Raw genomic sequence first — 12,350 nt, 5'->3', positions numbered from 1 at the left:
AGGTATATCATGACCGAACTGAATGAAAAATTGGCGGCAGCCTGGGAAGGATTTAGCGCGGGCGAATGGCAGAACAGTGTCAACGTCCGCGATTTCATCCAGAAAAATTACACCCCTTATGAAGGCGACGAGTCATTCCTCGCAGGTGCAACGCCGGCCACCACTAAATTGTGGGATAACGTGCTGGAAGGCATCAAGATTGAAAACCGTACTCATGCACCGGTTGACTTTGATACCGACCTCGCTTCAACCATCACCTCCCACGATGCCGGTTACATCAACAAGTCACTGGAAAAAATCGTTGGTCTGCAAACTGAAGCCCCGTTGAAACGTGCCATCATCCCGTTCGGTGGCATCAAAATGGTAGAAGGCTCCTGTAAGGTTTATGGCCGTGAGCTGGACCCTTCACTGAAAAAAGTCTTCACTGAGTACCGTAAAACCCACAACCAGGGCGTGTTCGATGTCTACACCCCAGATATCCTGCGCTGCCGTAAATCCGGTGTGTTGACCGGTCTGCCAGATGCCTATGGTCGTGGTCGTATCATTGGTGACTACCGTCGTGTCGCACTTTACGGCATCGACTACCTGATGAAAGACAAAGTTGCGCAGTTCAATTCTCTGCAAAGCGATATGGAAAACGGCGTCAATCTGGAAGCCACTATCCGTCTGCGTGAAGAGATTTCTGAACAGCACCGTGCGCTGGGTCAGATCAAAGAGATGGCGGCTAAATACGGTCACGATATCTCTCTGCCTGCCACCACGGCTCAGGAAGCGGTGCAGTGGACTTACTACGGCTATCTGGCTGCGGTTAAATCACAGAACGGTGCTGCGATGTCATTTGGTCGCGTGTCTACCTTCCTTGATGTTTACATCGAACGTGACATCAAAGCGGGCAAACTGACTGAAGATGCCGCCCAAGAACTGATTGACCATCTGGTAATGAAACTGCGCATGGTGCGCTTCCTGCGTACCCCGGAATATGATGAGCTGTTCTCTGGTGACCCGATCTGGGCAACGGAGTCTCTGGCCGGTATGGGCGTCGATGGTCGTACTCTGGTGACCAAAAGCACCTTCCGTTTCCTGAATACGCTGTACACCATGGGCCCATCACCGGAGCCTAACATGACCATTCTGTGGTCAGAAAAACTGCCGATTAACTTTAAAAAATATGCGGCAAAAGTTTCCATCGATACCTCATCACTGCAGTATGAAAACGATGACCTGATGCGCCCTGACTTCAACAACGATGACTACGCCATCGCGTGTTGCGTTAGCCCAATGGTGATCGGTAAACAGATGCAGTTCTTCGGTGCTCGCGCTAACCTGGCGAAAACCCTGCTGTACGCAATCAACGGCGGCGTTGATGAAAAACTGAAAATGCAGGTTGGCCCGAAAGAAGCGCCCATCACTGATGACGTGCTGGACTTCGAAACCGTTATGGCGCGTATGGACCACTTCATGGACTGGCTGGCAAAACAGTATGTCACCGCCCTGAACGTTATCCACTATATGCATGACAAATACAGCTACGAAGCATCGCTGATGGCACTGCATGACCGTGATGTTTACCGTACTATGGCGTGTGGTATCGCGGGACTGTCTGTCGCCGCAGACTCCCTTTCCGCTATCAAATACGCCAAAGTGAAACCGGTACGTGATGCGGATGGTCTGGCGATTGATTTCGAAATCGAAGGCGAGTACCCGCAGTTTGGTAACAACGATGCACGCGTCGATGATATGGCTTGTGACCTGGTTGAACGTTTCATGAAAAAAATTCAGAAACTGGCGACCTACCGCAATGCTGTTCCGACTCAGTCAGTGCTGACCATTACCTCTAACGTGGTTTATGGTAAGAAAACCGGTAACACCCCAGATGGTCGTCGTGCTGGCGCACCGTTCGGCCCGGGCGCTAACCCGATGCACGGACGTGACCAGAAAGGTGCGGTTGCCTCACTGACATCTGTTGCGAAACTGCCGTTCGCCTACGCCAAAGATGGTATCTCTTATACCTTCTCCATCGTGCCGAACGCACTGGGTAAAGATGATAACGTCCGTAAAACCAACCTCGCAGGCCTGATGGATGGCTACTTCCACCATGAAGCCAACAATATCGAGGGCGGTCAGCATCTGAACGTGAACGTGATGAACCGTGAAATGCTGTTAGATGCGATGGATCACCCGGAAAAATATCCGCAGCTGACCATCCGTGTTTCCGGTTACGCCGTGCGTTTCAACTCGCTGACTAAAGAGCAGCAACAGGATGTCATTACCCGTACTTTCACCAAGTCCCTGTAATTCATCCCGCTAAAAAAAGGCTCCTGCGGGAGCCTTTTCTCCAGGTCGTTTTGCCAGAAGGCTAACCGTGGCTCTCTGGCAAAACCGACTTAAACCTCAGAGCACAACACAGATTGTGCCGCCTGATGCCAGGCTAAATTGGAGAACTCATCGCAATGTCAACCATCGGTCGTATTCACTCCTTCGAATCCTGCGGCACCGTTGACGGCCCGGGAATCCGTTTTATCACCTTCTTCCAGGGCTGCCTGATGCGCTGCCTCTATTGCCACAACCGTGATACCTGGGACACCCACGGTGGCAAAGAGATCACGGTAGAAGATTTAATGAAAGATGTGCTGTCGTACCGCCACTTTATGAATGCGTCGGGGGGTGGCGTGACGGCTTCCGGCGGTGAAGCGATTCTCCAGGCAGAATTTGTGCGTGACTGGTTCCGCGCCTGCCGCGCGGAAGGCATCCATACCTGCCTCGACACCAATGGCTTTGTCCGTCGTTACGACCCGGTTATTGATGAATTGCTTGAAGTAACCGATCTGGTGATGCTCGATCTCAAACAAATCAATGATGATATCCACCAAATTCTGGTCGGCGTCTCGAACCACCGCACCATGGATTTTGCCCGTTATTTGCAGAAGAAAGGCACCCGCACCTGGATTCGCTATGTCGTGGTACCCGGCTATTCCGATGATGATGATTCGGTGCATCGCCTGGGGGAATTCACCCAAGACATGGATAACATCGAGAAGATTGAATTATTGCCTTACCACGAATTAGGTAAGCATAAATGGATTGCGATGGGTGAAGAGTACAAGCTGGAAGGCGTCAAACCACCGACAAAAGAAACCATGGAGCGGGTGAAGAACATTCTGTCCGGCTATGGTCACCAAGTGATGTATTGAAACGCAGGGGAGCTTAAGCTCCCCTTTTTCAGGCATGGGCCACAGGTGTAGCGTGCTGGTCGGCTTTACGCAGTAACATCACCAGATAAACCAGCGCAACCCCCGCAATCATCACAAACAACAGACGGTCTGAGTAGCTTTGCATCAGCATCGCCGTGGTGCCCGGACCCACCAGGCTGCCAAGCGTGTAGCTGAACAGCAGTGCCTGGTTCATCGCGACCAATTCATGATGCGCCACCGTTTCACAGGCCCATGACATCGCGACCGGATAGAGCGTAAACCCGGCCAGCCCCAGCACAAATAAAGCCGGTGCCATGGCCGCATCGCTCAGCATGGCAATCGCGCCAAGGATAATGACAAACACCTGAACACGCAGCACCAGCAGGCGGCCAAAGCGATCGGCCAGACGGCCAACCGGCCACTGCCCGACAATCCCGGAACTCACCAACAGCGCCATCCAGTATCCCACAGTGGCGTCGCTCATGCCCTGATGCGCCAGATAAAGCGGCATCAAGCCGTACAGCGATCCCAGTAACACGCCGGAGATAATGCAGCCGTTGATGCCCAGGCGAGAACTGCGACGACGCATCATCGGCCAGATACGGCCTGGTGAAGCCTCTTCGTTAACGCTGCCTGCGTTAACACGGACGAACACCACCGGCAGCACGGCGCAGAGCACCAGCGCAGTCACCCACGGAATGACATGCAACAGCTCGGTTGAGACCCGACTGACCAGTAGCTGCCCGGCGACGGTGCCGAGATAATAAATAATCATATAGGCGGCAAGTAACTGGCCGCGATTGCGTACCGTGCCGCTACAGAGCAAGGCACTTTCCACCACGACCCACATCAGCGCACAGCCCACACCCGCGATAAAACGCAGCAGTGTCCAGCTGTAAAAGCCACCCAGCAATGCCATCCCCACCGTTGCCACCGCAAACAGGATCGTCGCCAGATAGTAACAGCGGTTAAAACCGTAATGCGTAATCAACCAGCCAGCCAGCAACGTGCCTGCAAGGTTACCGGTATAATAGGATGAACTGACCATGCCGACCTGCCAGGTTGGCAGTTGATCATGCGTCAGCCATAACGGCACCAGCGTATTAAGCACAGCGATAGACACCGTCAGGAGCAGCAGACCGCAGAGCAGCAGCAGGACGGGGCGCGACCAGGTTGACATAGGGAAAAAACCAAAGGAATAGAGAGAATTGCGCGCAGTTTGCCAGTTGCTATTTTAAAGTCAATGAGCAAAAAAACACCGCCGCATTTTTTGCTGCTAACCCATTTAATTTTTTTATCTTCAGTAAGTTAGAGTACGAAAGAACTTTCTTAACCGTCTCGCTATCTCTATGAATTTGTGGATTTTTAGACGATCAGCTCAGACAGGGGTCGATAACGTTTATTTCTGATTAATTCCGGGTAAAGATTAAATCCGTTTTATGCAGGAAATAAAAAACCCGGCAGTGCCGGGTTTTTTTAAAACAGCTGAAGATTAACCAATAAATTCAATGCCGCCCATATACGGACGCAGAACTTCTGGCACTTCAATACGGCCATCGGCCTGCTGATAGTTTTCCAGCACGGCAACCAGGGTACGCCCCACCGCCAGACCAGAACCATTCAGCGTATGCAGCAGACGCGGTTTCTTCTCGGTCTTGCTACGGCAACGCGCCTGCATACGACGCGCCTGGAAATCCCACATGTTGGAGCAGGAGGAGATTTCGCGGTAAGTATTTTGCGCCGGTAACCAGACTTCGAGGTCATAGGTCTTGGTTGAACCAAAGCCCATGTCGCCGGTGCACAGCAGCACTTTACGGTACGGCAGGTTAAGCAGTTGCAGCACCTTCTCGGCATGACCAACCAACTCTTCCAGCGCCTGCATTGAGGTTTCCGGTGCGACGATCTGCACCATCTCGACTTTGTCGAACTGGTGCATACGGATCAGACCACGAGTATCACGACCGTAGGAGCCCGCTTCTGAACGGAAGCACGGGGTGTGTGCGGTCAGTTTGATCGGCAGGTTCTCTTCTTCGACGATCTCATCGCGTACCAGGTTGGTCAGCGGCACTTCAGCGGTCGGAATCAACGCATAGTTGCTGCTACCCGCTTCTTCATCCAGCGGTTTGGTGTGAAACAGGTCCTCACCAAATTTCGGCAACTGACCAGTACCATACAGCGTGTCATGGTTCACCAGATAAGGCACATAGGTCTCAAGATAACCGTGTTGCTGGGTGTGCAGGTCAATCATAAATTGACTCAGAGCGCGATGCAGACGGGCAATTTGTCCCTGCATCACCACAAAGCGTGAACCGGTCAGCTTCACCGCTGAAGCGAAATCTAAACCTTTCGCCAGTTCACCCAGTTCAACGTGATCTTTCACCTGGAAATCGAACTGACGTGGCTCACCCCAGCGTGCAACTTCGAGGTTTTCCGTGTCATCTTTACCCAACGGCACTTCGTCTGCCGGCAAGTTAGGCAGGGCCAGAGCAAAATCACGGATTTCGTTTTGCAGGGCATCCAGTTCTGCTTTTGCCGCGTCCAGGCGTTCGCCCAGCACGTTCACTTCCTGACGCAGCGGCTCGATATCTTCCCCACGTGCTTTGGCCTGACCGATGGATTTGGATCGGGAGTTACGCTCAGCCTGCAGATTTTCCGTTTCTACCTGCAATACTTTACGACGCTCTTCATGGGAGCGCAGCGTTTCCACATCCAGTTTAAATCCCCGGCGTGCCAGTTTTTCTGCGACTGCGTCTGGCTCGTTACGCAGCAGATTGGGATCGAGCATGCTTATCCTGTGTAATTAAGGTTGATTGAACGAATGAAGTGATGCATCCCTCTGGAATGCATTGAATTCCTGGATCACCTTACCGTAACGCCTTTAGGAGCGGTAGCGTTTTATCGGGCTATTTTGATCCTGTTCAGCCAGCCAGGCGAGTTTTTCGCCAATTTTCCCCTCAAGACCACGGTTGGTGGGATGATAGTAGCGAGTTTGTGCCATTTCTGGCGGAAAGTAGACCTCGCCAGCGGCAAACGCATTCGGCTCGTCATGGGCGTAGCGATACTCCTTGCCCAACCCCATCTCTTTCATCAATTTGGTGGGGGCATTACGCAGATGCTCAGGGACGTCATAATCCGGGAACTCGCGCGCATCGCGCATCGCCGCCTTGAAGGCGGTATAAACCGCATTACTTTTCGGTGCACTGGCGAGATAAACAATCGCCTGGGCGATGGCACGTTCACCTTCGGCTGGCCCTACGCGGGTAAAGCAATCCCAGGCGGCAATCGCTACCTGCATACCGCGCGGATCGGCATTGCCTACGTCTTCAGAGGCAATCGCCAGCAAGCGACGCGCCACATACAGTGGATCGCCACCGGCGGTGATAATTCGCGCATACCAGTAAAGGGCGGCATCCGGCGCGGACCCCCTTACCGACTTATGCAGGGCAGAAATCAGGTCGTAGAAACGATCGCCTTTCTTATCAAAACGCGCCGCCCGCTCCCCGGACACTTCATTCAACAGTTGCGGCGTCAACTCACGCTGGCCTGCACCGTTGGTTTCTGCCATATCCGCCATCATTTCCAGCGTATTCAGCGCCCGGCGGGCGTCACCGTTCACCAGCTCGGCAATCATCCGCCGCGTGTTGTCAGGTAACAAAATATCGCTGTTACCATAACCGCGTGTGCTGTCCTGCATCGCCTGCTGCAAAACCTGCTCAATGTCAGCGGTGGTTAACGATTTCAGCAGGTAGACACGCGCACGCGACAACAATGCCGAGTTCAGCTCAAACGAGGGGTTTTCGGTGGTGGCACCAATAAAGGTGATGGTGCCATCTTCGATATGCGGTAAAAACGCATCCTGCTGACTTTTGTTAAAGCGATGCACCTCATCCACAAACAAAATGGTGCGACGGCCAACCTGGCGGTTTTGTCTGGCTCGTTCAATCGCTTCACGGATCTCTTTTACGCCCGAGGTAACGGCAGAGATGCGCTCAACATCGGCTTTACCATAATGCGCGATAATCTCGGCAAGCGTGGTTTTTCCTGTCCCCGGTGGCCCCCACAGAATCATCGAATGCAGATGCCCTGCCTCAATCGCACGCGGCAACGGTTTACCGGCTGCCAGCAGATGTTGCTGCCCGATGTATTGTGCCAGCGTCACTGGCCGCATACGCGCGGCCAGTGGCTGAAACTCATTGCTGGAGGCGAAATCCAGGGAAAGATTACTCACCGTGACCTCACTGACGTTGATCGTCTACCGTTACCCCTTTCGGCGGCGTAAAGGTGAATTTATCCGGGCTGATGGCACCATTGGTCTGGCTTTTCAGCTGATAGCTGCTGCGCTGTCCATCCTGTTCAATCGCACTGAATTGATTGATGGTGCCTGACGGGGTGACGGTGATGGTGAACTGCTTGAGATTCCCGTCGCTACTTTTTGGCGTCAGCTCGAAATTATCGCCCTGCTGTTTGATGTTGTACTGTGTCCAGTCACTGGGCTGGTTGCGGGCAATCAACATAAACGGGGTGTTGCTGGTGGCATTCTTCAACCAGCTGGCGCTGACCTGTTCAACGAACGGATTGTAGAACCACAGCGTTTTACCATCGGAAATGATGACGCTTTCGTCCGGTGCAGTCATGTGCCAGTTAAACAGGCTGGGACGTTTAACCCACAGCTCACCTTCGCCATCCTGCACGTTGGCTCCGCTGCCATCGGTCACTTTCTGGCTAAAGCTGGCATGGAAGCTGTTAACTTTGTTCAGACGCTGCTGCAAATCGCTGGACGCATCAGCCAGCACGGAAGCAGAAAGAAAAGAGGCCAGCAGACCGCAGGCAATAACGCGTAATTTCATCTGATTCGATTCCTTATTCATTGTTTCCCGACACTTACTGCATTAAACGTAGTTGCCGCACTGTCTCTTCGACAGGAGAAAAAGCCGAAAGCTCCCGTTGATATGGGGGTCGACTGCCAGATAAACAATGGGCCAGTAAATACTGGCCCGAATTAACTGTTGGCGGATGTTCAGTTACATCTCATGTGGCGGCGGCGACAGCACCTCACGGTTACCGTTATGTCCAGGTTCAGACACAATGCCCTGCGCTTCCATCTGTTCAATGATACGCGCGGCACGGTTATAACCGATTCGGAACTGACGTTGCACCCCAGAAATCGAGGCACGACGCTTATCCACCACAAAAGCCACCGCCTGATCGAACAGCGGGTCCAATTCTTCATCACCGTCCAGACCGGCAGCGCCACCTTCGTTCTCTTCGCCCGCCGTGATGCTATCGATATATTGCGGACGACCACGCGCCTTCCAGTCCTGCACCACCGCATGAACTTCCTGATCGCGGACAAATGCCCCGTGTACACGCATGGGCATTGACGAGTTCGGCGGCATATACAACATGTCACCCATGCCGAGCAGTGATTCCGCGCCACCTTGATCGAGGATAGTACGTGAGTCGATTTTACTGGATACCGTAAAGGCGATGCGTGTCGGGATGTTAGCTTTGATTAACCCGGTAATCACATCCACGGATGGACGCTGGGTCGCCAGCACCAGATGGATACCTGCCGCACGCGCTTTCTGCGCCAGACGGGCAATCAGTTCTTCCACTTTCTTGCCCACGGCCATCATCAGGTCAGCAAACTCATCCACCATCACCACGATGTAAGGCAGTTTTTCCAGCACCGGCGGCGTAGTATCCATGCTGTCACCCGGTTTCCAGAACGGATCGGGGATCGGACGGCCCATCGCCTCAGCCTGTTCCACTTTTTCGTTGTAACCGGCCAGGTTACGCACGCCAAGCGCAGACATCAGCTTATAGCGTCGCTCCATCTCACCCACACTCCAGCGCAGCGCATTGGCCGCATCTTTCATGTCGGTCACCACTTCCGTCAGCAGGTGCGGAATGCCTTCATAGACCGAAAGCTCCAGCATTTTCGGGTCGATCATAATAAAGCGCACTTCTTCCGGCGTGGCTTTGTACAGCATGCTGATGATCATGGCGTTCACGCCGACCGATTTACCCGAGCCAGTGGTACCCGCCACCAGTAAGTGCGGCATTTTGGCCAGATCCGCCACCACCGGCTGCCCGGCGATATCTTTACCCAGCACCACGGCCAGCGGCGAAGGATTGTCACGGAATTTCGCGCAATCCAGCACTTCGCGCAGATACACCGTCTGACGATGTTTGTTCGGCAGTTCGAGGCCAACATAAGGTTTGCCCGGAATCACCTCTACCACACGCACCGCCACCGCCGAAAGAGAACGGGCCAGGTCACGTGACAGGTTAGAGATACGCGCGGCTTTGACGCCAGGCGCAAGATCCAGCTCAAAACGGGTGATCACCGGTCCTGGCGAGATCCCCACCACTTCGGCCTTCACGCGGTAATCGGCGAGGCGGGCTTCCACCAGGCGCGCCGTTTGCTCCAGCGCAAACATATCAACCGGCTCTTCTTCCGACGGAGGCGGCGTCAGCAGGTCCAGCGTGGGCAGCGGCGTAGAGGGGCGTTCCAGCGGCTGTTCATGGCGCACCAGGAACGGATGGAACAGGCTATCGTGGACCGATTTGGCCGGTTTCTCTTCCGCAACCGGCTCCTCTTCTGCTGCCGACCACGGGCTGCTTTCCTCATCAAAGGACGGCAGCACGTCTGGCTGCGGCGCTACCGGCTGCTGCCATTGCGCAGGCGCAGGCACTTCCGGCTCTGGCGTGGCAGCAATAGTGAACAAAGGCTCACTCGGGCTGTCATCCACCAGGTCTTTCATCGGTGAAAAATCAAAGGCTGATGAAGTGTCGAGATTAAATACCGGCCCTTCATCCGCTTCTTTTTCTGCGTGATAGCGCTGCTGCTGTTGTTCCGCAAACTGACGGGCCAGCTGAGCCTGCTGCAATGCGTCTTCGTCTTCCGCATCCGTGTGCCAGCTTTCGCCGTAACGCTGCTGCTGTTGCGACTGGAAAGCGTCACGCAGTTGCGCTTCCTGTAGCGCGGCGGCATCTTCCGCTGCGACAGGATCGAGCGTCGGTGCCACATGCTGCTCTGACTCTTTCGCTTTCTCTTCTGCCATGCGCTGTGACGGCAGTTTGATGCCATACGAGGCCAGCTCACGGCGCGTCGGCAATTTCACCGGGTTTGGACGCGGCAATTCCGGGCCAATGCCCTGTTTAACCTGAGGATTGTAATCCCGCTCAGGCACGATATCGAAAGCAGGCGTGTAAGGCGCACTGGATGCTGCGGCTTTCGCCGCTCCGGCGGCCAACGCGACACTGGCGGTGGTATTCAGCGCAGACGGAGTCTGGGCTGCATCCTGCCAATTGCCCATTTTTGGACCATCGTCATCTTCGACCGGTGAGAACGACACCGTATCGGCCGGCACTTCAAAACGGTACAACGGCGGTGATGGTGGTACTTCGCTCACCACTGGCGTAGCAGGCGCAGGCGGGACAATGGCTGCCTGCGGCTGTTGCACCACCGGCTGCGGTGCAGCAACAACAGGGGCTGGAGCCGGTGCCGGAGGTGCGACCACCGGATCCTGATGGGCCGCTTCGCTGCTCATCGTAATGGCGGCAGCCGTCGCGGCACTGGCTTTCGCCAATAAGGGATCGTCCCCGACATCATCGACTTTGCGCGGTTTGGCTAACAGCACATCATCATCATCGGACGATGCTGCACGCAGCGGAGGCACAGCCTCATCTGTCTGCGGGTGTTCGTCCTCATCCTCATATTCATCCTCTTCCTGCCAGGGTTCATCCTGACGGGAACGGTTGCTGGCAAATGTCAGCACCCCCATCACCACACCGCCGATTCGTTCGGCAATCGTTAACCATGACCAGCCGGTATAAAGGGTGATCCCGGCCGCCCAGACGCACAACAGCGTTAAGGTGCCACCTGCGGAACTGAACCAGGGTGACATCGCGTTGCTGATCAGGCTACCGATCACCCCACCTGAGGCGAAATACCAGATGTCGTCAGCGTTAAGCGCCGCCAGACCACAGGTGGTCACCACCAGTGCCAGCACGCCAATCAAGCGCAGCCCCACGGCAAAGTAATCAATGTAGTCGTGGCGATCGCGTTGGCGGAAAGTGATCCAACACAAACCAATGATGACCGGAGGAATGGCATAGGCCATTACGCCGAAGATAAACAGCAAGGTGTCGGCCAGCCATGCGCCCACGCTGCCACCCAAATTATGGATAGGCTCGTGCCACGCCGTTTGCGACCAACTGGGATCGGAAGGGTTAAAACTGACCAACGAAACCATCAGATAGATGGCAAACAGGGCCACAAGGATAAGCAACGCTTCAAGCAGCCGACGTCCGCTGCTCAGCGGTTGTAATGAAACGTCTTTGTCTTCTGTGTATTCCTGGCTCAAGAGAACTCTCCAGGTGCCTGTAAATTAAGAAGGCAACAGCGCCGGGCTAGCCCGACGCTGGTCCTGTATGAATTCACAGGAGTGTACCGAAATCCTGCACGCTTTGCACCTGCCCTGCGTTAACGGGTTTTGATCACCAGGCGATTGCTCTGTTTGACCTCTTCCATTACCACGTAGGTGCGGGTGTCGTTTACGCCCGGCAGGCGCAGCAAGGTTTCACCCAGCAGTTTACGATAGGCGGACATATCCGGCACACGGGTTTTCAGCAGATAGTCAAAGTCACCGGAAACGAGGTGACACTCTTGAGTTTCCTCAAGTTTTTGCACGGCGGCGTTAAATTGCTCAAACACATCTGGCGCGCCACGATTCAGAGTAATCTCAACAAATACCAGCAGTGAAGCGTCAAGATAATGCGGGTTGAGCTGTGCGGTATAGCCAAGAATGAAACCCTGACGTTCCAAGCGACGAACACGCTCAAGACACGGCGTCGGCGATAATCCAACACGTTTCGAAAGCTCGACATTGGAAATACGACCGTCTTTCTGCAATTCATTCAGAATGTTTCTGTCGATACGATCCAGATCTTTTCCGGGGCGCTTCTTATTGTCTACCATTATTATTGTCTCTCTTAATTCCTTCCCTTAACCTGCCACACCCTGAAAACATTCATTGTTCAGGGCCTTACTGAAGTGAAGACGATAAGCCTGTGCAGTAATGCGACCATCCGTATGACGCATGTTGTCTGTCCACATCATGCGTCATTACCAATGTCAGGCTGTTTAAATCT

At 54.1% G+C, this 12,350-nt stretch carries 7 protein-coding genes and 2 pseudogenes; 2 read left to right on the top strand and 7 right to left on the bottom strand.

Annotated elements, in window-relative coordinates:
• Positions 1 to 9 precede the first annotated feature (9 nt).
• Together pflB and pflA are read left to right on the top strand one after the other, a co-directional pair.
• Positions 10 to 2,295, top strand: a complete 2,286-nt coding sequence (gene pflB / locus PAT9B_RS06730; RefSeq protein ID WP_013508505.1) for a formate C-acetyltransferase — start codon at positions 10 to 12, stop codon at positions 2,293 to 2,295.
• Positions 2,296 to 2,450: 155 nt separating this feature from the next.
• Complete coding sequence (gene pflA / locus PAT9B_RS06725) at positions 2,451 to 3,191, top strand: pyruvate formate lyase 1-activating protein (protein WP_013508504.1); 741 nt, start codon at positions 2,451 to 2,453, stop codon at positions 3,189 to 3,191.
• Positions 3,192 to 3,219: 28 nt separating this feature from the next.
• Here pflA and PAT9B_RS06720 read toward each other — a convergent pair whose 3' ends face one another.
• The 7 genes and pseudogenes from PAT9B_RS06720 to lrp form a co-directional block, all read right to left on the bottom strand.
• Positions 3,220 to 4,371, bottom strand: a complete 1,152-nt coding sequence (locus tag PAT9B_RS06720) for an MFS transporter (RefSeq protein WP_013508503.1) — start codon at positions 4,369 to 4,371, stop codon at positions 3,220 to 3,222.
• A 312-nt stretch (positions 4,372 to 4,683) separates the two neighbouring features.
• Positions 4,684 to 5,976, bottom strand: a complete 1,293-nt coding sequence (gene serS / locus PAT9B_RS06715) for a serine--tRNA ligase (protein ID WP_013508502.1) — start codon at positions 5,974 to 5,976, stop codon at positions 4,684 to 4,686.
• Positions 5,977 to 6,069: 93 nt separating this feature from the next.
• Positions 6,070 to 7,419: a replication-associated recombination protein A gene (locus PAT9B_RS06710; RefSeq protein WP_013508501.1), complete on the bottom strand. Its 1,350-nt coding sequence runs from the start codon at positions 7,417 to 7,419 to the stop codon at positions 6,070 to 6,072.
• A gap of 7 nt (positions 7,420 to 7,426) precedes the next feature.
• On the bottom strand, positions 7,427 to 8,038 hold the full coding sequence (lolA, locus tag PAT9B_RS06705; RefSeq protein WP_013508500.1) for an outer membrane lipoprotein chaperone LolA: 612 nt from the start codon (positions 8,036 to 8,038) through the stop codon (positions 7,427 to 7,429).
• Positions 8,039 to 8,212: 174 nt separating this feature from the next.
• Positions 8,213 to 10,366, bottom strand: a pseudogene (locus PAT9B_RS31455) (DNA translocase FtsK); the annotation flags it as partial.
• Positions 10,367 to 11,050: 684 nt separating this feature from the next.
• Positions 11,051 to 11,452 (bottom strand): annotated as a pseudogene (locus PAT9B_RS31450) (DNA translocase FtsK 4TM domain-containing protein); the annotation flags it as partial.
• A 230-nt stretch (positions 11,453 to 11,682) separates the two neighbouring features.
• The gene (lrp, locus tag PAT9B_RS06695; protein ID WP_006118610.1) at positions 11,683 to 12,177 is read right to left on the bottom strand and encodes a leucine-responsive transcriptional regulator Lrp; all 495 of its coding nucleotides are present in this window, start codon (positions 12,175 to 12,177) and stop codon (positions 11,683 to 11,685) included.
• Positions 12,178 to 12,350: the final 173 nt, after the last annotated feature.

The sequence above is a fragment of the Pantoea sp. At-9b genome (genome assembly GCF_000175935.2).
Lineage (GTDB): Bacteria > Pseudomonadota > Gammaproteobacteria > Enterobacterales > Enterobacteriaceae > Pantoea.
The sequence above is the reverse complement of the archived record's forward strand: the minus strand, read 5'-3'. Positions and strand labels throughout refer to the sequence as shown.

Bases quoted from the DNA above. Each gene is read 5' to 3' on its own strand.
- pflB (WP_013508505.1), top strand. From the start codon at position 10: ATGACCGAACTGAATGAAAAATTGGCGGCAGCCTGGGAAGGATTTAGC.
- lrp (WP_006118610.1), bottom strand. From the start codon at position 12,177: ATGGTAGACAATAAGAAGCGCCCCGGAAAAGATCTGGATCGTATCGAC.
- lolA (WP_013508500.1), bottom strand. From the start codon at position 8,038: ATGAAATTACGCGTTATTGCCTGCGGTCTGCTGGCCTCTTTTCTTTCT.
- PAT9B_RS06720 (WP_013508503.1), bottom strand. From the start codon at position 4,371: ATGTCAACCTGGTCGCGCCCCGTCCTGCTGCTGCTCTGCGGTCTGCTG.
- pflA (WP_013508504.1), top strand. From the start codon at position 2,451: ATGTCAACCATCGGTCGTATTCACTCCTTCGAATCCTGCGGCACCGTT.
- serS (WP_013508502.1), bottom strand. From the start codon at position 5,976: ATGCTCGATCCCAATCTGCTGCGTAACGAGCCAGACGCAGTCGCAGAA.